This window comes from Rhodoferax sp. (genome assembly GCF_013297935.1).
Lineage (GTDB): Bacteria > Pseudomonadota > Gammaproteobacteria > Burkholderiales > Burkholderiaceae_C > Allorhodoferax.
The window spans coordinates 106,559-127,986 of sequence record NZ_JAAFIX010000009.1; the positions used below are offsets into that span (position 1 = coordinate 106,559).

Genomic DNA, 21,428 nt, shown 5'->3' on the forward strand with positions numbered 1-21,428 from the left:
ATTGCTTACGCTATCCCTTATGAAGCCCGATTCACTACGATGCCGCTGGCTCGGGCGCTGCCGCCAATGATAACGACACTTGTGCACCCACCACGACACCGTCTTTTTGGATGTTCCCGACATCGATACGGGATCCGTGCTCGTCCGATATCTTCTTCACTACAGCAAGTCCCAGGCCAGTTCCCCGTGATTTGGTCGTCACATAGGGCTCAAAGGCTCGCTTAAGAATGTTGTCGGCGAATCCATCCCCTTGATCCCGGATGGACAGCCGGACCCGGCGGTTGGCTGCTTGCCATTGGGTGCGTATGGTCACGGTTCGCGCAAGCTCTCTGGGTTCGTTGGCAGACAAACAAGCGTCTTGGGCATTCTGGAGCAGGTTGTGAATGACTTGTCGCAGCTGCTCTGCATCTCCCATGACTTGAGGGCACAGCGGGTCCAAGTCCATCACCACAGGGACCTTGGCATTCTCCAAATCGTAAAGGTGCAACACGTCTTGCACCAGCTGGTTCAATTGCAAGGGTTTCAGCTCAGCAGCCGGCAGCCTTGCATAGTCCCTGAACTCATTCACCAAGCGCTTCATGGAGTCCACTTGATCCACGATGGTCTTGACGGATTTTGTGAGAATGGCTTGTTCAGGCGGTGCGACTTTCCCCGTGAGTTTCATCTCCAGTCGCTCTGCAGAGAGCTGAATCGGCGTCAGCGGATTTTTGATTTCGTGGGCAAGCCGACGTGCGACTTCGCCCCAAGCCTGTGCCCGCTGCGCAGAAACAATTTCAGAGATGTCGTCGAAAACCAGCAGCTGGTGGTGGGAGGGAAGCTCAGCGCCTCTAGCAACCAGCGTCAGTATTCCGGCAAACGGACTTGCCACAGGATCGGATGACTGGGCGAGCTCAAAGGGTTGCTGCCAGTGGTCTGCCACTTGCTCTTGGTGACCTTCCACCAAGGCATCAAACTGCTTTTTGGCACCGTCGCCGAACAACTCAAGCCCTGGAATCTCTGAAAGGGCATGACCCTCGTGGGTGCGGAGATCCGTCTTGAGTATTCGAGACGCTCCGGGGTTGGAACTCACGATTCGACCTGCTGGGTCCAGGACGATGACCCCCGAGGTCAAGTTATCGAGGATGGTCTGCAAGTGGGCGCGTGCCGCATCGACTTGCGACATGCTGGCCTCCACCGCATAACGCGCTTCCAGCAGTTGCTGTGTCATCGAGGCAAATGCCCGGGTCAATCCACCCAATTCGTCTCTGCCCTGCAAGGCCAATTTAGGCGTCAGGTCACCTGCGGCCACTTGGCCCACGCCCTCGGTTAACAGCAAAAGGGGCCGTGCGATCTGGTTCCCCAACACCACTGCGAGCAAGACTGCCCCAAAAACAGCAAGAAACAAACTCAGGGTTAAGGTACCGATATACATGCGCTTCAATCCTTCACGGCCGAGCGCACGCTCCTGGTATTCCCGGTTGGCTCGCTCCACCGCGAGTGCATTGCTGACCAAGCTGGTTGGCAGCGCTTTGGTCACCAGCATGTATCGGATTTCCGACACCAACCCCAAACCAGGGTTTGCAATAGGCACGAGTGCTTTGATTCGCGCGGTATTGGGTCCATCAGGCGTCGATTCATCCAGCCCTTCTACCCAGGCGAGCGATCGCTGTTGGCGAGCGCTGCGGAACTGGCTGTTGGTCGGCTTGTCGGGACTCAGTTGAAATTTCGACTGCCCCACGCTGGCCAATAAAGTGCCTGAGCCACTCCAAATGGTGATGTCCGTGGCGCCCAGTTGGTCCAACAGACGCTCTGCCAGCATACCGGATGCACTCTCAGAGTTCTCCGAAAGCAATCCCGCTGCTGCTTTGGATTTGCCGGCCAGATCAACCGTCAAAGTTTCCAGCGTGACCCGCCCCAAGCCTAGACCCGCCTCTAGAGCGCCTTCCACCTGAACGTCAAACCAAGTTTCAATGGACCTGGAAACAAACTGGTAAGACACCACGTAGATAAGCAAACCCGGCATAACCCCGACCAACGCAAAAATGGTGGCCAACTTGAGCAAGAGGCGGCTACCGAAGCGCCCCTGTCGCAGTCTTGTGAAAAGTCGAAACCCAACCCAGGCAATGGCCGCCGCCAGCAAGCTGGCCACCACGACGTTGATGATGAATAGCGTTTGATAGTTGCTTTCATACAGCTCCCGGTTATTTGTTGCCTGGGTTAGCAAGAACAACAAAGTGAGACCGATGAGGACCATGACAGCCGAGCCGATCGCAATGGCTCTGCGCATCGAACGCGAAGTGTGGTTGACCTTTTGCGCCCCCCCCGCAGCCTCGTTGTTAGCGACGCTCATTTGGGCGATTCAAGAGGAAGGGCTTGCGACCGAAGAACGCTCAGGTCCCAGTCTGTTTGCCCCAGTAAACCGATCTGAAATGGGCGCGGCAATTGGCTGACATCCAGGTGGAACTTGAAATCCAAGCGGTATTTCCCTTGGGGCTCCAAGTCTCCACCCGAGGCAATGCGCCACCGGCTGATCTTGCGCACAGCAGCCATAGCGGCAGCGGAGGTGTCGTAGGACTGACTGAGTGCAAGTCCCTGCCCCGCTGCGCTGCCAGCACCGGTGCTCATGCTCAAGCGCCAGCGTCTGGTCAGTGGCTGAAATGCGAGTTTGTAGTTTCTTGCTGACGAGGTTTGCGTCTTGTCGTACCAGTACCAGCGCTCTTTCAAGACATCCGCTTCAGCGCGGAAGTAAATCGGGACACCCTTTAGGAGTGCATCTTCCACCGCGGATGACAACTCGAATTGCAACTGCGCATTGAGCACGACCTCGTCTTGGGACCGATCTACTTCGAATTGAGAGATTTCTATTTGTGTCTGAGCGTAGCTAGGCAGTAGCACTGCGGCCAGCATCAGCAAGCAAAGCTTGCGGAGCAGTCTTTCAAGGTCGCATTTTTTCATACAGTGCATAGAAAAAGCCATCATGGTCGCTCGCTTGATTGTCGACCAGTCCCTCTTGATCTGCTGCTAGGCCGGGCAATAAATGTCCCGGGGACGGCATTAATCGAGCATCTTTGTTGCTCGCAAGAAACGCTTGAACTTGCCCATCTCCTTCAGCTTTGAAGATCGAGCATGTGCAATACAGCAGCCGTCCACCGGCCGCGAGAAGGGGCCACAATGCATTAAGAATTTGCTTTTGCTGGGATGCCAATTGTTGAATATCGGATTCGCGGCGTAGCCACCGGATATCCGGGTGGCGGCGCACGATGCCTGACGCAGTGCAAGGTGCATCGAGCAAAATAGCGCCGAACAGCTCTCCGTCCCACCATGTTGCTGGTTTAGATGCATCAGCACACAAAACCTTGGCAGTCAGGCCCAATCGCCCCAGAGTTTCTCCTATTCGCTCTGCGCGCTGCGGATCCACCTCTAAGGCAATAACTTGCGCCTCGGACATCTCTAACAAATGCGCCGTCTTCCCCCCGGGAGCTGCACATGCATCCAAAACTCTCAACGGCAGCCCTCGCAGCCCACCGTCCAATAGCAGAGGTGCTGCATATTGCGCAGCTCCATCTTGCACAGAGACCCACCCATCCTCAAATCCAGGCAGCTTATGGACCGGAACAGGTTTCGCCAACTCGATGCGGGTTGAAGAGCTTCTGGCGACTGCAACGCCAGCATCTTGCAGTTTTAGCAAGTAGTCAGCCGGATCAACTTTTCGCTGGTTCACCCGAAGAGTCATGGGGGGATGGCGGTTCGCTTCGCTGAGCAATCGTTCCCAGCAGTCGGGATGATCAGCCTGTACACGTTTGACCCACCACAAAGGGTGGTTCCAACTAGCTTCGAGCCGCTTGTTGGCCTCAGCGAGCAATGCGTCACGCTCCCTCTGAAAGCGCCGCAAACATGCATTGATAAAGTTAGCTTGCGCCTTGCTGCGCGGCGACTGCTTGGCCGCTTGTACGGTTTGGTTCACCAAGGTGAATTCGTCGTAACTCGTCTCTTCGTTGGAGGACATCAGACCAAGTGCCAGACACAAAAGTGTGTCTGAGGGCAGCGCAGGCGGCTTTTGCGCGAGCAGTGTCCGCAGTGCTACCGCCCTGCCATGGTTCCGCCAGGCATGAAATGCCAATGCTTGAACTGCCGGTCGCAGGGACGCTTCGACAGCGTCAATAGATGAAGTCCCTGACTGCCCGGCGGACACTCGCAACAATACCTCGACGGTTGCTTGTAACTGGCGCCACAGTTCAGGGGCCTTTCTAGCTTCATTCATGACTGTCCTAAAGAGGAGCAATGGCCCCGAAACCTAGTATTCCCGATACGCAGCGCGCGGGATATTGTTGGATGGCGTCGTTATAGCTTTCAAGGATGCGATTCAAGGCCTCCTTGATCACCAGCACTTTCGCAGAATTTGCTTCCCACTCAATCGCCAAAGTGTCGGGGACTCTGGCGCCGGCGAGGTCTGGAGGTTGCGCGAGCCAAGCATTCCAGGCGTCCTGCAAATGTCCCCAGCTTTCCGCCCGCCTCTGCTGCGCTTCGTCGCTCAACCTGTTTTTCCGGCTTGCACCCCAAACAGCTTCTGCAAAGCGATTGGCTTGCAACAGCTGCAACCAACACTCATCAAATGGCGCAAAGGGAGCTTGCGCGGATGCTTCGTCGCTCTGATCGGTTGCTGCAGCCTGTGTGGCCACTAGACGGACACAAACCATCACCTGTTTGTCCAGCGCAGCTGACACATCTAGCGCGCGTGAACGTAGTCGCATGAGCCGGTTATAGACGCCTACCAGCCAAAACAAACCACACGCGAGAATCAACCATACATAAATCGTTTGACTCATTTCAGCTCCTCGGTACGTGCCAGCGACTTCCGAAAAAAAGCGCCCCAAGTTGCAAGCAACTTGGGGCGCTTTGATTCAGTAGCGAGGATTACTCAGCCGAAGTGTCTTCCCCAGTGGAGAGATCTTCGGTTACCTCAGCGGTGCCTGCCAACTCTGCAGCTTCTGCTTCAGCGATCGCACGGCGTTCTGCGTCGTCCATTGTTTCGCGAACTTTGCGGGCTTCATGGTAAGCCAAGCCGGTTCCTGCTGGAATCAGGCGACCAACGATCACGTTTTCCTTCAAGCCACGCAATTCGTCGCGTTTGCCCATGATGGCAGCTTCGGTCAACACGCGCGTTGTTTCCTGGAAGGACGCAGCAGAGATGAAGCTGTCCGTAGACAACGACGCCTTGGTAATACCCAAGAGCAGGTTGGTGAACGTCGCAGGGATCTTACCGTCGGCACGCAGGGCGTCGTTGGTGTTAAGCATCTCGGAGCGTTCGACTTGTTCGCCATTGATGTAACCCGAATCACCGGCGTTTTCAACCACCACGCGACGCAGCATCTGACGAACAATCACTTCAATGTGCTTGTCGTTGATCTTCACGCCTTGCAAGCGGTACACATCCTGAACTTCGTCCACGATATAACGTGCCAGCTCTTCGGAACCCAGCAAACGCAGGATGTCTTGTGGGTCGGCAGGACCGTCGACCACCGACTCGCCCTTGTTCACCACTTGGCCTTCGTGCACCAAAATGTTCTTTTCCTTGGGCACTAATTCTTCCCAGACCTTGCCTTCTGGATCGGTGATTTGCAAGCGGACCTTGCCTTTGGTTTCCTTACCGAAGGACACCGTACCAGTTACTTCTGCCAAAACACCCTTGTCTTTCGGCGAGCGGGCTTCGAACAGCTCTGCAACGCGTGGCAGACCACCGGTAATGTCGCGGGTCTTTTGACCTTCGATCGGGATACGCGCCAGCACTTCGCCTGGGCCCACATCCTGACCATCACGCACCTGCACGAGGGATCCGACGGGGAAGCCAATGGTCACCGAATGATCGGTACCTGGAATCTTCACTTCGTGACCCGAAGCGTCAATCAGCTTGACTTGCGGACGGACCACCTTGGCGGCACCGCGACGTTTCGGATCAATAACCACCAAGGTCGAGAGACCTGTTACCTCATCCACCTGCTTGGCCACTGTCAAGCCTTCTTCGACGTTTTCGAAGTGGGCTTTACCGGCGAATTCAGTGATGATGGGGCGTGTCAATGGGTCCCAGTTCGCCAGAATGGCGCCGGCCTTGATCGATTGATCTACCTTGACCGTCAGTACGGCACCGTAAGGCACTTTATGGCGCTCACGTTCGCGGCCGTGTTCATCGTGAATGATGATTTCGCCGGAACGGGCAATCACGACCAACTCACCCTTGCTGTTGGTCACATAGCGCATGGTGGCGTTAAAGCCGATATTGCCGTTGGACTTGGCTTCAACGCTCGACGCGATCGCAGCACGTGATGCAGCACCACCGATGTGGAACGTACGCATGGTCAGCTGGGTACCCGGTTCGCCGATGGACTGTGCAGCAATCACACCAACAGCTTCGCCGCCGTTGATCAAACCACCGCGACCCAAGTCACGACCGTAGCACTTGGCACAAATACCAAAGCGCGTTTCGCAGGTCAGTGCCGTACGAACCTTGACTTCATCGACGCCGGCTGCTTCCAGCATTTCGATTTCGTCTTCGTCCAGCATAGTGCCGGCAGGCGAAAGAACACCGCGTGTTTCCGGATGCAGCACGTCGTCCGCAGCGGTGCGGCCGAGGATACGGTCACGCAGGGATTCGATGACTTCACCACCTTCGACGATGGCGCGCATCAGGTAACCACCGTGTGTGCCGCAGTCTTGTTCAGTAACGACCAGATCCTGGGTCACATCAACCAAACGGCGTGTCAGGTAACCGGAGTTCGCTGTTTTCAACGCAGTATCGGCCAGACCCTTACGCGCACCGTGGGTGGAGATGAAGTACTCCAACACGTTCAGACCTTCGCGGAAGTTCGCGGTAATAGGCGTTTCAATGATGGAGCCATCGGGCTTGGCCATAAGACCCCGCATACCAGCCACCTGACGAATCTGCGCCGCAGAGCCGCGGGCACCCGAGTCCGCCATCATGTAGATGGAGTTGAAGGATTCCTGTTGCACTTGGTTGCCATGGCGGTCGGTGACCATTTCCTTGGACAACTTGGCCATCATCACCTTGGACACTTCGTCACCCGACTTGCCCCAGATATCAACCACCTTGTTGTAGCGCTCACCGGACGTCACTAGACCGGAAACATACTGCTGCTCGATCTCTTTGACTTCCTTTTGGGCGCGACCAATGATGTCGTGCTTCTCTTGCGGCACCAACATGTCGTCGATACAAATCGAGATACCGGCCTTCGTCGCCAAGCGGAAACCACTTTGCAAGAGCTTGTCTGCAAACACCACGGTCTCTTTCAGTCCGCACTTGCGGAAAGACACGTTGATCAGCTTGGAGATTTCCTTCTTCTTCAAGGCCTTGTTGATGTTGGCGAAAGGCAAGCCCTTTGGCAGAATTTCAGACAACAGTGCGCGGCCAGCAGTGGTTTCCCACAGCTTGGTTTCCGGCTCAAATTCACCGGTTTCCTTGTTCTTGGTCCACTCGGTCAGACGCACGTTGATACGTGCGTTCAGCTCGACTTGGCCCGCATCGAAAGCGCGCTGTACTTCGCCTGTGTCCGCAAACACCAGACCCTCACCCTTGCCGTTGATACGGTCGCGGGTGGTGTAGTACAAGCCCAACACCACGTCCTGCGAAGGAACGATGGAAGGCTCGCCGTTGGCAGGGAACAGCACGTTGTTGGAGGCCAGCATCAATGTGCGGGCTTCCATTTGCGCTTCCACCGACAACGGCACGTGAACAGCCATTTGGTCACCGTCGAAGTCGGCGTTAAAGGCCGCGCAAACGAGAGGGTGCAGCTGAATAGCTTTGCCTTCGATCAAGATAGGCTCGAAAGCTTGGATACCCAAACGGTGCAGCGTTGGCGCACGGTTCAGCATCACGGGGTGCTCTTTGATAACCTCTTCAAGGATGTCCCACACCACGGGCGTGCCAGATTCAACTTCCTTTTTGGCAGCCTTGATCGTGGTTGCAATACCCATGGCTTCTAGGCGCGCAAAGATGAAGGGCTTGAACAATTCCAAAGCCATCAGTTTCGGCAGACCGCACTGGTGCAACTTGAGTGTTGGGCCCACGGTAATCACGGAACGACCAGAGTAATCCACGCGCTTGCCCAGCAAGTTCTGACGGAAACGACCGGATTTACCCTTGATCATGTCAGCCAAGGACTTCAGTGCACGTTTGTTGGCGCCAGTCATAGCCTTGCCACGGCGACCGTTGTCCAGCAAGCTGTCCACGGCTTCTTGCAGCATGCGCTTTTCGTTGCGCGCAATGATTTCCGGTGCTTTCAACTCCAGCAAACGGCGCAGACGGCTGTTGCGGTTGATCACACGGCGATACAAGTCGTTCAGATCCGAGGTCGCAAAGCGGCCGCCGTCCAACGGCACCAGAGGACGCAAATCCGGAGGCAGCACAGGCAGCACATCCAGAACCATCCACTCAGGCTTGATACCGGACTTCTTGAATGCTTCGAGAACCTTCAAACGCTTGGCGTTCTTCTTGATCTTGAGTTCAGAGCCGGTCAGGTCGTTGCGCAACTTCTCGATCGAACCGTCGATGTCGATGCTTTCCAAGAGATCCTTGATACCTTCAGCGCCCATCTTGGCGATGAACTCATCTCCGTACTCTTGGAATTTTGCATCGTAATCGTCTTCCGACATGATGCTGTACTTCTTCAGCGGAGTCATGCCTGGATCAGTCACAACATATGCTTCGAAGTACAACACGCGTTCGATATCGCGCAAGGTCATATCCAACACCAAGCCCAAACGGCTAGGCAAAGACTTCAAGAACCAGATGTGAGCACAAGGCGCAGCGAGGTCGATGTGACCCATGCGTTCGCGACGCACCTTAGTCTGTGTGACTTCAACGCCGCACTTCTCGCAGATAACACCGCGATGTTTCAGGCGCTTGTATTTGCCGCACAAGCATTCGTAATCTTTGATAGGTCCAAAGATCTTGGCGCAAAACAAGCCGTCCCGCTCAGGCTTGAACGTACGGTAGTTGATGGTTTCAGGTTTCTTGACCTCACCAAAAGACCAGGAGCGGATCTTTTCAGGGGATGCCATGCCAATTTTGATGGCATCAAAATGCTCATCGGGCGTGAACTGCTTGAACAGGTCGAGTAAAGATTTCATGTGACTCTTTCCCTTTCAATTAAGAACGATCCAGTTCGATGTCGATGCCCAAGGAACGGATTTCCTTGACCAACACATTGAACGACTCCGGCATACCGGCTTCAATTGAGTGCTCACCCTTGACAATGTTTTCGTACACCTTGGTACGACCTTGCACGTCATCGGACTTCACAGTGAGCATTTCCTGCAGCACGTAAGAAGCACCGTATGCCTCCAACGCCCACACTTCCATTTCACCGAAACGCTGACCACCGAACTGAGCCTTACCGCCCAGAGGCTGCTGGGTAACCAAGCTGTAAGGGCCTGTGGAGCGGGCGTGCATCTTGTCATCCACCAAGTGGTGCAGTTTCAAGTAATGCATGTACCCCACCGTGGTGGTGCGTTCGAACGCATCACCACTACGACCGTCATACAACTGGGCTTGTGTGCGAGTAGCTGTCAGGCCCTTTGCCTTAGCTACATCGTCCGGGTACGCCAGTTGCAGCATGTCACCGATTTCTTTTTCGGTTGCGCCATCAAATACCGGCGATGCAAAAGGCACACCGCTGGTCAGCTCTTCGGCCATCTCTTGAATCTCGGTGTCAGACAGGTCGGCAAGCTCTTCTTTGCGGCCAGTGCTGTTGTAAACCTGTTCCAAGAAACCACGAATTTCGGTGCTTGCTGCTTCACGTTGCAACATATCGCCGATTCGCTGTCCCAAGCCCTTACCGGCCCAGCCCAAGTGCACTTCCAACACCTGTCCAATGTTCATACGTGAGGGAACGCCCAGGGGGTTCAATACGATGTCCACGGGAGTGCCGTCTGCCAAGTAAGGCATATCTTCCACAGGCGTGATCTTGGAGACCACACCCTTGTTGCCGTGACGGCCGGCCATCTTGTCACCAGGCTGCAAGCGACGCTTGACGGCGATGTAGACCTTGACCATCTTCAAGACGCCTGCGGGCAACTCGTCGCCTTGCGTCAACTTCTTGCGCTTTTCTTCAAAGGCGAGGTCAAAGCTATGGCGAGTTTGCTCCAGGGAATTCTTGATGCTCTCAAGTTGGCTTGCAACTTCTTCGTCCGCTGGACGAATGTCAAACCAGTGGAACTTCTCCACAGAGGTCAGGTAAGCCTTGTCGAGCTTGGTGCCCTTGGCCAGCTTTTGTGGGCCGCCATTGGCCACTTTGCCGGTCAACAGCTTCTCGATACGGTCAAACGCATCTGCTTCCACGATACGCAACTGGTCGTTCAGGTCCAGGCGGAAACGCTTGAGTTCGTCGTCGATGATCTGCTGCGCACGGCGATCACGCTGAATACCTTCGCGGGTGAACACTTGTACGTCGATCACGGTGCCGGAGCTGCCCTGATCCACTCGCAAGGATGTGTCTTTCACATCGCTGGCTTTCTCGCCGAAGATCGCACGCAAGAGCTTTTCTTCAGGGGTCAGCGTGGTTTCGCCCTTGGGCGTAACCTTTCCAACCAAAGTGTCACCCGGCAGGACTTCAGCACCCACATAGATGATCCCCGACTCATCCAAACGGTTGAGTTGCTGCTCGCTCAGATTAGGAATATCGCGGGTAATTTCTTCTGCGCCCAACTTGGTGTCACGCGCCATGACCACGAGTTCTTCGATGTGAATCGAGGTGTAGCGGTCTTCTGCTACTACGCGCTCGCTGATCAAGATCGAGTCTTCGAAGTTGTAGCCGTTCCAAGGCATGAACGCTACCAGCATGTTCTGACCGATAGCGATCTCGCCGAGGTCAGTAGAAGCGCCGTCGGCGATCACGTCACCCTTGGAAAGCTTATCGCCTTTGCGAACGATAGGCCGTTGATGGATGTTGGTGTTCTGGTTGGAACGCTGATATTTGATCAGGTTGTAGATGTCCACACCGACTTCACCGGCTTGCGCCTCAGCATCGTTAACGCGAATCACAACGCGGGTTGCGTCGACATAATCCACCACACCACCGCGGGTAGCAGTTACGACCGTACCGGAGTCAACTGCGGCTACGCGCTCGATACCGGTACCGACCATTGGCTTTTCAGGCCGCAGCACAGGAACCGCTTGGCGAGACATGTTCGCACCCATCAACGCACGGTTGGCGTCATCGTGTTCCAAGAATGGAACCAAAGAAGCAGCCACCGAAACGATCTGCGCTGGCGACACGTCCATGTACTGAACGCGATCAGCGCTTACCAGAATCGACTCGCCCTTTTCACGAGCAGAGACCAGATCACCGGTCAAGGTACCTTGCTTGTCCAGTGCAGCGTTGGCCTGGGCAATAACGTATTTACCTTCTTCAATCGCCGACAGATAGTCGATTTCGTTAGTAACTTTACTATCAACCACGCGGCGATATGGCGTTTCAATAAAGCCATATTCGTTCAGGCGAGCGTACAGCGCCAACGAGTTGATCAGACCAATGTTCGGGCCTTCTGGTGTCTCGATAGGGCACACACGACCATAGTGGGTCACGTGAACGTCACGCACTTCAAAGCCAGCACGTTCGCGGGTCAAACCACCCGGGCCAAGGGCCGATACGCGGCGCTTGTGGGTGATTTCGGCCAACGGATTAGTCTGGTCCATGAACTGCGACAGCTGCGATGCACCAAAGAACTCTTTCAACGCAGCCGAGATAGGCTTGCTGTTGATCAAATCGTGCGGCATCAAGGGCTCTTGCTCTGCCTGGCCCAAGCGTTCTTTAACGGCTTTTTCAATACGAGCCAAACCGGTACGGTATTGGTTTTCGGCCAACTCGCCCACGCAACGTACGCGGCGGTTACCCAAGTGGTCAATATCGTCAACGTCACCGCGACCATTGCGCAGATCCACCAGAATCTTGACAACAGCCAAGATATCTTCGTTGGTCAGCACCATAGGGCCAGTGGATTCCGAGCGCCCCATCTTGGCGTTGAACTTCATGCGGCCGACGCGCGACAGATCGTAGGTGTCCGGGTTGTAGAACAAACGCTGGAACAAAGCTTGCACCGCGTCTTCTGTTGGTGGCTCGCCGGGGCGCATCATGCGGTAGATCGCAACGCGGGCAGCAAACTCATCTACGGTTTCATCAGTACGCAGGGTCTGAGAAATGTAAGCACCCTGGTCCAGCTCATTGGTGTAGATGCAGGCAAGGTCTTGAATTCCAGCAGAACGGAGCTTTTTGAGCAAAGCTTCAGTCAACTCTTCGTTGGCTTTGGAGACGATTTCACCTGTGTCTTCGTCCACCACGTTGCGTGCAACCACGCGACCGATCAGGAAATCTTCGGGGACGCTGATGTGGGTGGTGCCGGACTGCTCCAATTCGCGGGTGTGGCGGGCTGTGACGCGCTTGTCCTTGGCCACCACCACTTTGCCGGATTTGTCGGTGATGTCGAAACGGGCGACTTCGCCACGCAGACGTTCAGCAACGAACTCCATCTGGGCTCCGCTGTCCATCAACCGGAAGTTATCGTTGACAAAGAAGTTTGCGAGGATGGATTCGTTGTTCAGGCCGATGGCCTTTAGCAGAATCGTCACGGGCATCTTGCGGCGGCGATCGACGCGGAAGTACAACAAGTCCTTAGGGTCAAATTCAAAATCCAGCCACGAACCTCGGTAAGGAATGATTCGAGCCGAGAACAGCAACTTACCGGAGCTATGAGTCTTGCCCTTGTCGTGTTCGAAGAACACACCTGGCGAGCGATGCAGCTGAGACACGATGACGCGCTCGGTGCCGTTGATGATGAAGGAGCCTTTGCCTGTCATCAAGGGCACTTCGCCCATGTAGACTTCTTGCTCTTTGACTTCCTTGACCACCTTGTTTTGGCCGGTCGAAGACTCACGGTCATAAATGATCAACTGCACCTTAGCGCGCACGGCAGAAGCGTAGGTCAAACCACGGGTCTGGCATTCACGCACATCGAACGCTGGCTTTGCCAAGTTGTACTCAAGGTACTTCATTTCCACGAAACCGTTATGCGAAACGATCGGGAAAGCTGCCTCGAAGGCGGCCTGCAAACCTTCAGCGGTACGCTTTTTCGGGGTGACATCTGCCTGCAAAAACGCGGTGTAGGCGTCTTTTTGCATCTGAAGCAGGTAAGGGATCTCTAGCACGCTATCGCGACTACCGAAGTTTTTGCGAATCCGCTTGCGTTCTGTGTATGTGTAAGCCATTAGATCTCCGGGCAAAGGCTGAGGAATCCTGGGGGTCCTAGGCGACTGTCGCGTTGAGCACTCTCAACAGACTTGGTGATTGGCCACTACCAATCATTGGCGGACGGTCACGCATTGCACGCAACCCGTACCAAGGCATCTTCTGCAGTCGGATCAGAAGACACAGGAAAGCAGTGGATCACTGCTTTCCTGTGCAAACTAATGTCTAGCCTACAAGCGGCAAAGGCTGGAGGCCCTTGTGGAACCTCCAGCCCATGCAAATCGGTCGATTACTTGAGTTCGACCTTAGCGCCAGCTTCTTCCAGCTTCTTCTTAGCTGCATCAGCGTCAGCCTTAGAAACGCCTTCTTTAACTGCCTTAGGAGCGCCGTCCACCAGGTCCTTAGCTTCTTTCAAGCCCAGACCGGTGATTTCACGCACTGCCTTGATGACGGACACTTTGTTAGCGCCGGCTTCAGTCAACACCACGTTGAATTCTGTCTTCTCTTCAGCAGCAGCAGCGGCACCGCCACCAGCAGCAGCAGGAGCAGCCATTGCAGCAGCGCTCACACCAAATTTCTCTTCGATGGCTTTCACCAGGTCGTTGAGTTCCATGACCGTCATGCTGTCCAGCGCGGTCAAAAATGCGTCTTTATCGAATGCCATTTTGATTTCCTAACAATATTGGTTACTTCAGACAGGCAGCGATTAAGCTGCGGCTGTCTCTGCTTCTGCGGGGGCAGCTTCTGCTGCGCCAGCGCCACGCTGCTCCGCCAATGCCGCCAGCACACGTGCTGTACGGGAAATGGGGGATTGCATCAAGCCCAGCAATTGCGCCAACAACACTTCCTTCGAAGGGATGCTTGCCAACTGCTTAACGCCGTTCACGTCCAGAGCCTTACCGCCATACGCACCAGCACGAATCACCAACTTGTCGTTGGTTTTTGCGAACTCGGCAACAACCTTAGCGGCTGCCACTGCGTCTTCGGAAAAGCCGTAGATCAGAGGACCGGTCATCTGGTCGGACACGATGTCAAACGGGGTACCAGCTACTGCGCGGCGAGCCAAGGTGTTTTTCAACACACTCAGGCTCACACCAGCGCTGCGTGCTGTGTTACGCAGTTTGGTCATGTCAGCGACCGTGATGCCGCGGTATTCCGCGATCACGAGCGTTTGAGCTTTAGCGGCGAGGCCGGTCACATCACTGATGACCGCTTCTTTCTCACTGCGATTCAGACTCAAGGTCTACTCCTTTAAATGCACTTCACAACTTTCGTTGCTCATGCTCCACATTGCAGCGACCAACTGTTAACGGAACTCTCATTCCATCTGCAGCGGGATCGCCATCTGCGTTGGTTAAATATTAAGTGCCTGCGGCACACCAACGGTCTTGGATGGCCCGACTCCACCAGAGTGGCTTCGCCGGCCCACCACATCAAGCCGACGCAAAGGCCGACTCAAATTCACGATTACGCCGCGATGGACTGGATATCGACGCGAACGCCCACACCCATCGTAGACGACACTGCCACTTTGCGCAGGTACAAACCCTTGCTGGAAGCTGGCTTTGCTTTGTTCAAGGCCTCCACCAAAGCGGCCAAGTTGCCTTGCAGCTTGTCAGAGTCGAACGAACGACGACCGATGGTGCTGTGCACGATACCAGCCTTGTCGACGCGGAACTGCACTTGACCAGCTTTCGCGTTCTTTACCGCGGTTGCAACGTCAGGGGTTACGGTACCGACCTTGGGGTTAGGCATCAAACCGCGTGGTCCGAGGATCTGACCCAAAGTACCCACAATACGCATTGCGTCAGGGGCGGCAATCACGATATCGAATGGCATGTCGCCGGCTTTCACCATGGCAGCCAAGTCATCCATACCGACCACGTCTGCGCCTGCAGCCTTAGCTTCTTCAGCCTTGGCACCTTGCGCGAACACAGCAACACGCTTTGTCTTACCGGTTCCATTTGGCAGAACTACCGCACCGCGCACAACTTGGTCCGACTTTTTAGCGTCGATACCGAGCTGCACAGCAACGTCGATAGACTCGTCGAACTTAGCGTTAGCGAACTCTTTGACCAAGGTCAGTGCATCGTTCAATCCGTACAGCTTGAGGCTGTCCACTTTGCCCACTTGGGTCTTTTGTTTTTTAGTCAGCTTGGACATTTACACGCCCTCCACATTCACGCCCATGGAACGGGCAGAGCCAGCGATAGTGCGAACAGCAGCGTCCAGATCGGCAGCTGTCATGTCCTTCATCTTGGTCTTAGCGATTTCTTCCAGCTGAGCACGAGTGATCTTGCCCACCTTATCGACGTGAGGACGCGAAGAACCTTTGTCCAGCTTAATCGCCTTCTTGATCAAGACGGTTGCAGGAGGTGTTTTGATAACAAAAGTGAAACTCTTGTCAGCAAAAGCGGTGATCACCACGGGCAATGGCAGACCTGGCTCAACACCTTGGGTCTGGGCGTTGAACGCCTTGCAGAATTCCATGATGTTCAAACCACGTTGTCCCAAAGCGGGACCAATAGGTGGGGATGGATTGGCCTTACCGGCCGGTACTTGCAGCTTGATAAAGCCGACAATTTTCTTTGCCATGATTTCTCCTAACGGGTCAAACGCTTACAACCAATCAATTGGTCTCAGCTCCCCGGGGCTAACGACTCACAATACAACCAAGGCGCTGAGTCGGAACACACCTTGGGTTTGGCGCCAAGCGCCATGAACTTTAATTTAGGTCTTCTCGATTTGAGAAAACTCCAACTCCACCGGAGTAGAGCGCCCGAAAATAGTTACGGAGACCCGAACTTTGCTTTTCTCGTAATTGACATCTTCCACCGAGCCATTGAAGTCGGTAAAGGGGCCTTCTTTCACCCGCACAAACTCACCCACCACGAATTCGATTTTGTGACGCGGCTTGTCGGTTCCTTCTTGCATCTGATTGACGATTTTCATCACTTCAGACTCAGAAATAGGTGCAGGGCGATTCTTCGCACCACCCACGAAACCAGTGACTTTATTGGTGTGCTTCACCAAGTGCCAAGTATCGTCATCCATGACCATTTCCACCAGCACATAACCCGGGAAGAATTTGCGCTCTGTGGTTTTCTTTTGGCCGTTTTTGACCTCGACAACTTCTTCCATCGGCACCAAAATGCGACCGAACTTGGTCTGCATGCCAGCACGCTGGATGCGCTCCAAGATGTTGCGCTCGACCGCCTTTTCCATACCGGAATAGGCATGAACGACATACCAGCGCAAATCCGGATTGGTAGTAGACGCAGCCGCTTGCGCAGCGGGAACCAGCACATCGTCAGTCATCATTTCTTCCATCCCAGGATCAAGTCGTAAAAGAGCCATTCCAGCGTCTTGTCAGTCAACCACAAGAACACCGCCATGATCAGCACAAAACCAAAAACGTACGCGGTGATTTGAATCGCCTCTTTACGCTCAGGCCAAACCACTTTTTTAACTTCACGCCAAGCATCGCGACCAAAGGCGATCAATTGACGACCCGACTCAGAGGTGAAGAATGCAGCGCAAGCGAGCACCAAGCCAAGGAGCAATGCCCCCCATTGCACGAGCTGCCCTTGCTTATTCAACAAGTAGAAAGCAGACAATCCTGCCAACAACAGCACCACCGCCGCCGCAAGCTTGAGCTTGTCTGCGCCGGTGTTGACGGTTTCAATTTGAGTCGATGCCATGTTATTTTTTCGCGTTTGCTTGCATTCGGTTTCAGCGACCTTAAGACGCTGAAGCCCGCTACACCGTAGCGGGCTCTTGGTTATCCACCGAACTATATTTCGGTGGCAGGGGCAGTAGGAATCGAACCTACAACCTTCGGTTTTGGAGACCGACGCTCTGCCAATTGAGCTATACCCCTACAGTCATTCCTTTACGCGATGATTTTGGCAACCACGCCAGCGCCCACGGTACGACCGCCTTCGCGAATAGCGAAACGCAGGCCTTCTTCCATGGCGATGGGGTTGATCAACTTCACAGTGATGGACACGTTGTCACCAGGCATCACCATTTCTTTGCCTTCTGGCAACTCGATCGCACCGGTCACGTCCGTTGTACGGAAGTAGAACTGGGGACGGTAGTTGTTGAAGAAAGGAGTGTGACGTCCGCCTTCGTCTTTGGACAAAACGTAGATTTCGCCGGTGAAGTGGGTGTGTGGCTTGATGGAGCCGGGCTTGCACAGCACTTGGCCGCGCTGCACGTCTTCACGCTTGGTGCCGCGCAACAGGATACCGACGTTGTCGCCTGCTTGACCTTGGTCGAGCAATTTGCGGAACATTTCGACGCCTGTGCAGGTGGTCTTTTGGGTGTCAGCGATACCGACGATTTCGATTTCTTCGCCGACCTTGACGATACCGCGCTCAACGCGACCCGTAACCACGGTGCCGCGACCGGAGATCGAGAACACGTCTTCCACAGGCATCAGGAATGCGCCGTCCACTGCGCGCTCTGGCAGGGGGATGTAGCTGTCCAGTGCGTCAGCCAACTTCATGATGGCGCCTTCACCCAGGTCACCCTTGTCGCCTTCCATGGCGAGCTTGGCGGAACCGTGGATGATGGGGGTGTCGTCGCCTGGGAAGTCGTACTTGGACAGGAGTTCGCGAACTTCCATTTCCACCAGTTCCAACAACTCAGCGTCGTCAACCATGTCGCACTTGTTCAGGAACACGATGATGTAAGGAACGCCCACTTGGCGAGCCAACAAGATGTGCTCACGGGTCTGGGGCATGGGGCCGTCAGCCGCGGAGCAAACCAGAATAGCGCCGTCCATCTGGGCTGCGCCTGTGATCATGTTCTTCACATAGTCAGCGTGCCCGGGGCAGTCCACGTGTGCGTAGTGGCGGTTGGCGGTTTCGTATTCAACGTGTGCGGTGTTGATGGTAATACCGCGTGCTTTTTCTTCAGGCGCTGCGTCGATCTGGTCGTAGGCCTTGGCGGATCCGCCGAACTTGGCTGCCAGCACGGTGGTGATCGCTGCTGTCAGTGTGGTCTTGCCGTGGTCAACGTGACCTATGGTGCCCACGTTGACGTGTGGCTTGGTACGTGTGAATTTTTCTTTACCCATGCTTAGCTCCGAAAAGTAATAGGTTCAAACAAATAACTATCGCCGTACTACCGCCATCACAAGCATGCCAGCGGCAACGCCAAATTGGTGCCCTTTGCGGGAATCGGACCCGCGACCTCTCCCTTACCAAGGGAGTGCTCTACCACTGAGCCAAAAGGGCAAAGACTTGCTTGCGCAAATCTCAAAATCTTCAATACAACACAGCAACTTGTGACTTTGGAGCGGGGTAGGAGAATCGAACTCCTCGCTTTAGCTTGGAAGGCTAAGGTATTACCACTATACGAACCCCGCACAGGCCCGCCAATCTATCAGTCTTTCAAGTCACTGGTGGAGAGGGCTGGATTCGAACCAGCGTACTCGTAAGAGGGCAGATTTACAGTCTGCTGCCATTAACCACTCGGCCACCTCTCCTAGGTGAGCCTCGGATTATGCCAGCTTTATGAGGCCCGTGTCATCTGTCGCACAAGTTTTTTGTAGTAACGGGCATTTCGGCCACAGCTTGGCTTCAGATTTCAAGCCTGTGCGCTGCCCTGCAGCCAACTACTTGCCTGACTGAAATGACCACACCCGACAAATGGCACTGGCGGACGGGATGCAGACAGAGGGGATGGATGATTCGCACGCAAGACCAGATGTTTTTCAGGGTCTATCAAGGCCTGCTTGCTCTGCGCATGTGCGCCCCACAACATAAAAACCGCAGCTCGTGCCTGGCTGTTGACCTCGCGGATCACCATATCGGTCAACACCTCCCACCCCCACTTGGCGTGGCTGGCGGGCAGCGCCTCTTCGACCGTCAAGCAGGTATTCAGGAGCAACACGCCCTGTTGCGCCCAAGATTGCAAACTCCCCTCCGTCGGGGGAAACAGGGGCCCGGCGGCATCGCCCTCCCGCCTCAGTTCTTTGAAAATGTTTCGGAGTGACGGCGGTATGGCTACCCCCTGTGCGACAGAGAAAGCCAGCCCCTCCGCTTGGCCACGGCCGTGATAGGGATCCTGGCCCAGGATCACGACCTTGACGCTACCCAGCGCCGTGAGGGACAGCGCGCGCAAGGGCTCTGGCGGGAAAATGACAGCACCAGCGTCCAGCCGGCTCTGCAAGCGAGCGCACAAGGCCTTGCCTTCTGCGCTCTCAAAAAAAGCCTTCTTGATGCCCTCCCAGCTCGGGTCCACCGGCCACAAGTCAGGGTCGGCAAACTGCAACTGGCTGGCCTGCCGTCCTCCCCCCACAGGCTCCGGCTCACTGGCCAGCAACGAGAGCTGCATCTTTCAGCCGAACAAGGCGGCGAGCGCCTCGCCGGGCTCCGGTGCGCGCATGAACGCTTCGCCCACCAGGAAGGCGTTGACACCGGCCGCGCCCATGCGCAGCACGTCATCGCGGGTGTGGATACCGCTTTCGGTCACCAGCAAGCGGTCAGCCGGCACCATTGCTTTAAGCGCCAGCGTGGTGTCCAGTGACACCTCAAAGGTCTGCAAGTTGCGGTTGTTGATGCCGACCAGCGGTGTTTTGAGCTTGAGGGCACGCTCCAGCTCGGGGTGGTCGTGCACTTCCACCAGCACCGCCATGTCCAGGCTGCGGGCGATGGCCTCAAAGTCCTTCATCTGCGCATCGTCCAGACAGGCAGCGATTAGCAGAATGGCATCCGCCCCCATGGCGCGGGACTCATAAATTTGGTACGCATCGACCATGAAGTCCTTGCGCAGCACGGGCAGCTGGCAGGAAGCGCGGGCTTGCTTCAGAAAATCGATTTCACCCTGAAAAAACTGCACGTCAGTGAGCACTGACAAGCAGGCAGCACCATGCTCCGCGTAGCTTTGGGCAATGTCGGCCGGGATAAAGTCTGCGCGCAGCACGCCTTTAGACGGGCTGGCTTTTTTGACTTCGGCGATCACCGCAGGCTGGCCGGCGGCAATCTTGGCGCGCAGGGCGCCGACAAAGTCACGCGTCAGCACGCGGCTTTCCGCGTCGGCGCGCACCATGTCCAAGGGCTTGCGTGCCCGGGCAGCGGCCACCTCTTGGTGTTTGACCGCTACGATTTTGTCCAGAATATCGCTCATGATTTTTCCTAGTTGGCGAGGCGGGCTGACAGAGCCACCAACGCGTCGAGCTTGGCTTTCGCCGCTCCTGTTTCAATAGCTGCTCGCGCAAGCGCGATACCGGCTTCCATGGTATTTGCCACATTGGCAGCGTACAGCGCCACACCGGCGTTGAGCAGCACAATATCTTTGGCCGGCCCGCTTTGGTTGTTCAGCACGCCCATCAGCATGGCTTTGGAGTCATCCGCCGTTTCCACTTTCAGGGCGCGGTTGCTGGCCATGACCATACCGAAATCTTCGGGGTGAATCTCAAACTCGCGAATCTCGCCGTCTTTGAGCTCCCCCACCAAGGTGCCTGCGCCCAAAGAGACTTCGTCCATGCCGTCGCGACCATAGACCACGATGGCGTGCTCGGCGCCCAGACGCTGCAAGGCGCGCACCTGAATACCCACCAAGTCCGCGTGGAACACGCCCATGAGGATGTTGGGCGCGCCAGCCGGGTTGGTCAGCGGGCCCAGGATGTTGAAGATGGTGCGCACGCCCATTTCCTTGCGCACCGGCGCCACGTTCTTCATGGCGGGGTGGTGGTTGGGCGCGAACATGAAGCCGATGCCCTGCTCTGCCACGCACTGCGCGATCTGCGCGGGATTGAGGTTGATATTCAGGCCCAGCGCTTCGAGCACGTCGGCGCTGCCGCTCTTGCTGCTGACGCTGCGCCCGCCATGTTTGCTGACCTTGGCACCGGCCGCGGCGGCCACGAACATGCTGCAGGTGGAAATGTTGAAGGTGTGCGAGCCATCGCCGCCAGTCCCCACGATGTCTACCAAATGGGCTTTGTCGGCAATCTCCACCTTGGTGGAGAACTCGCGCATGACCTGCGCGGCGGCGGTGATTTCGCCGATGGTCTCCTTCTTGACCCGCAGGCCGGTGATGATGGCCGCCATCATGACGGGCGACATCTCTCCGGACATGATCTGGCGCATCAGGTGCAGCATCTCGTCGTGGAAGATTTCACGGTGTTCGATGGTGCGCTGGAGCGCCTCTTGAGGGGTGATCTTGACGGTGTGCGGCATGGAGGTC

At 55.7% G+C, this 21,428-nt stretch carries 16 protein-coding genes and 4 tRNA genes; all 20 read right to left on the reverse strand.

The features are described 5' to 3' along the window. Positions 1-34: 34 nt before the first annotated feature. On the reverse strand, positions 35-2,329 hold the full coding sequence (locus QZW03_RS13370; RefSeq protein ID WP_296510506.1) for an ATP-binding protein: 2,295 nt from the start codon (positions 2,327-2,329) through the stop codon (positions 35-37). Continuing rightward, the gene (locus tag QZW03_RS13375; protein ID WP_296510507.1) at positions 2,326-2,934 is read right to left on the reverse strand and encodes a DUF4390 domain-containing protein; all 609 of its coding nucleotides are present in this window, start codon (positions 2,932-2,934) and stop codon (positions 2,326-2,328) included. Before QZW03_RS13375 ends, QZW03_RS13370 begins: the two co-directional genes overlap by 4 nt. Further along, positions 2,915-4,240 carry a 16S rRNA (cytosine(967)-C(5))-methyltransferase RsmB gene (gene rsmB / locus QZW03_RS13380; RefSeq protein WP_296510508.1) on the reverse strand — a complete coding sequence of 442 codons (1,326 nt, stop codon included), beginning with the start codon at positions 4,238-4,240 and terminating at the stop codon, positions 2,915-2,917. The genes QZW03_RS13375 and rsmB overlap by 20 nt, the downstream gene beginning before the upstream one ends. 7 nt (positions 4,241-4,247) lie before the next feature. Then, positions 4,248-4,805: a hypothetical protein gene (locus QZW03_RS13385; RefSeq protein WP_296510509.1), complete on the reverse strand. Its 558-nt coding sequence runs from the start codon at positions 4,803-4,805 to the stop codon at positions 4,248-4,250. An 88-nt stretch (positions 4,806-4,893) separates the two neighbouring features. Next, a complete protein-coding gene (gene rpoC, locus QZW03_RS13390) occupies positions 4,894-9,120 on the reverse strand; it encodes a DNA-directed RNA polymerase subunit beta' (protein ID WP_296510510.1) in 4,227 nt (1,408 codons plus the stop codon). 19 nt (positions 9,121-9,139) lie between these two features. Further along, positions 9,140-13,252: a DNA-directed RNA polymerase subunit beta gene (gene rpoB / locus QZW03_RS13395; protein WP_296510511.1), complete on the reverse strand. Its 4,113-nt coding sequence runs from the start codon at positions 13,250-13,252 to the stop codon at positions 9,140-9,142. Positions 13,253-13,521: 269 nt separating this feature from the next. Further along, a complete protein-coding gene (gene rplL / locus QZW03_RS13400) occupies positions 13,522-13,896 on the reverse strand; it encodes a 50S ribosomal protein L7/L12 (protein WP_296510512.1) in 375 nt (124 codons plus the stop codon). A 42-nt stretch (positions 13,897-13,938) separates the two neighbouring features. Then, complete coding sequence (rplJ, locus tag QZW03_RS13405) at positions 13,939-14,472, reverse strand: 50S ribosomal protein L10 (protein WP_296510513.1); 534 nt, start codon at positions 14,470-14,472, stop codon at positions 13,939-13,941. Between the two features lie 227 nt (positions 14,473-14,699). Continuing rightward, positions 14,700-15,395, reverse strand: coding sequence for a 50S ribosomal protein L1 (gene rplA / locus QZW03_RS13410; protein ID WP_296510514.1), 696 nt, complete (start codon positions 15,393-15,395; stop codon positions 14,700-14,702). Next, positions 15,396-15,827 carry a 50S ribosomal protein L11 gene (rplK, locus tag QZW03_RS13415; RefSeq protein ID WP_087495289.1) on the reverse strand — a complete coding sequence of 144 codons (432 nt, stop codon included), beginning with the start codon at positions 15,825-15,827 and terminating at the stop codon, positions 15,396-15,398. 135 nt (positions 15,828-15,962) lie between these two features. Beyond that, positions 15,963-16,550: a transcription termination/antitermination protein NusG gene (gene nusG, locus QZW03_RS13420; protein WP_296510531.1), complete on the reverse strand. Its 588-nt coding sequence runs from the start codon at positions 16,548-16,550 to the stop codon at positions 15,963-15,965. Then, complete coding sequence (gene secE, locus QZW03_RS13425) at positions 16,550-16,933, reverse strand: preprotein translocase subunit SecE (protein ID WP_296510515.1); 384 nt, start codon at positions 16,931-16,933, stop codon at positions 16,550-16,552. The genes nusG and secE overlap by 1 nt, the downstream gene beginning before the upstream one ends. 103 nt (positions 16,934-17,036) lie before the next feature. Next, positions 17,037-17,112 (reverse strand) — tRNA-Trp (locus QZW03_RS13430). A 12-nt stretch (positions 17,113-17,124) separates the two neighbouring features. Next, on the reverse strand, positions 17,125-18,315 hold the full coding sequence (gene tuf / locus QZW03_RS13435; protein WP_296510516.1) for an elongation factor Tu: 1,191 nt from the start codon (positions 18,313-18,315) through the stop codon (positions 17,125-17,127). Between the two features lie 85 nt (positions 18,316-18,400). Next, positions 18,401-18,475 (reverse strand) — tRNA-Thr (locus QZW03_RS13440). Between the two features lie 57 nt (positions 18,476-18,532). Beyond that, positions 18,533-18,606: transfer RNA gene (locus QZW03_RS13445), tRNA-Gly, on the reverse strand. Positions 18,607-18,640: 34 nt separating this feature from the next. Continuing rightward, positions 18,641-18,726, reverse strand: a tRNA-Tyr gene (locus QZW03_RS13450). A gap of 101 nt (positions 18,727-18,827) precedes the next feature. Next, positions 18,828-19,577 (reverse strand): uracil-DNA glycosylase, encoded by a 750-nt coding sequence (locus QZW03_RS13455; protein ID WP_296510517.1) that lies wholly within the window; start codon positions 19,575-19,577, stop codon positions 18,828-18,830. A 3-nt stretch (positions 19,578-19,580) separates the two neighbouring features. Next, positions 19,581-20,369 (reverse strand): indole-3-glycerol phosphate synthase TrpC, encoded by a 789-nt coding sequence (trpC, locus tag QZW03_RS13460; protein WP_296510518.1) that lies wholly within the window; start codon positions 20,367-20,369, stop codon positions 19,581-19,583. An 8-nt stretch (positions 20,370-20,377) separates the two neighbouring features. Then, on the reverse strand, positions 20,378-21,421 hold the full coding sequence (trpD, locus tag QZW03_RS13465; RefSeq protein WP_296510519.1) for an anthranilate phosphoribosyltransferase: 1,044 nt from the start codon (positions 21,419-21,421) through the stop codon (positions 20,378-20,380). Positions 21,422-21,428: the final 7 nt, after the last annotated feature.

What these genes read in the sequence shown, in the direction of transcription:
- rplA (WP_296510514.1), bottom strand. Translation starts at nt 15,395, where the DNA reads ATGTCCAAGCTGACTAAAAAACAAAAGACCCAAGTGGGCAAAGTGGAC.
- QZW03_RS13375 (WP_296510507.1), bottom strand. Translation starts at nt 2,934, where the DNA reads ATGAAAAAATGCGACCTTGAAAGACTGCTCCGCAAGCTTTGCTTGCTG.
- QZW03_RS13455 (WP_296510517.1), bottom strand. Translation starts at nt 19,577, where the DNA reads ATGCAGCTCTCGTTGCTGGCCAGTGAGCCGGAGCCTGTGGGGGGAGGA.
- tuf (WP_296510516.1), bottom strand. Translation starts at nt 18,315, where the DNA reads ATGGGTAAAGAAAAATTCACACGTACCAAGCCACACGTCAACGTGGGC.
- rsmB (WP_296510508.1), bottom strand. Translation starts at nt 4,240, where the DNA reads ATGAATGAAGCTAGAAAGGCCCCTGAACTGTGGCGCCAGTTACAAGCA.
- nusG (WP_296510531.1), bottom strand. Translation starts at nt 16,550, where the DNA reads ATGACTGACGATGTGCTGGTTCCCGCTGCGCAAGCGGCTGCGTCTACT.
- trpD (WP_296510519.1), bottom strand. Translation starts at nt 21,421, where the DNA reads ATGCCGCACACCGTCAAGATCACCCCTCAAGAGGCGCTCCAGCGCACC.
- trpC (WP_296510518.1), bottom strand. Translation starts at nt 20,369, where the DNA reads ATGAGCGATATTCTGGACAAAATCGTAGCGGTCAAACACCAAGAGGTG.
- QZW03_RS13385 (WP_296510509.1), bottom strand. Translation starts at nt 4,805, where the DNA reads ATGAGTCAAACGATTTATGTATGGTTGATTCTCGCGTGTGGTTTGTTT.
- secE (WP_296510515.1), bottom strand. Translation starts at nt 16,933, where the DNA reads ATGGCATCGACTCAAATTGAAACCGTCAACACCGGCGCAGACAAGCTC.
- QZW03_RS13370 (WP_296510506.1), bottom strand. Translation starts at nt 2,329, where the DNA reads ATGAGCGTCGCTAACAACGAGGCTGCGGGGGGGGCGCAAAAGGTCAAC.
- rpoB (WP_296510511.1), bottom strand. Translation starts at nt 13,252, where the DNA reads ATGGCTTACACATACACAGAACGCAAGCGGATTCGCAAAAACTTCGGT.
- rplK (WP_087495289.1), bottom strand. Translation starts at nt 15,827, where the DNA reads ATGGCAAAGAAAATTGTCGGCTTTATCAAGCTGCAAGTACCGGCCGGT.
- rplL (WP_296510512.1), bottom strand. Translation starts at nt 13,896, where the DNA reads ATGGCATTCGATAAAGACGCATTTTTGACCGCGCTGGACAGCATGACG.
- rpoC (WP_296510510.1), bottom strand. Translation starts at nt 9,120, where the DNA reads ATGAAATCTTTACTCGACCTGTTCAAGCAGTTCACGCCCGATGAGCAT.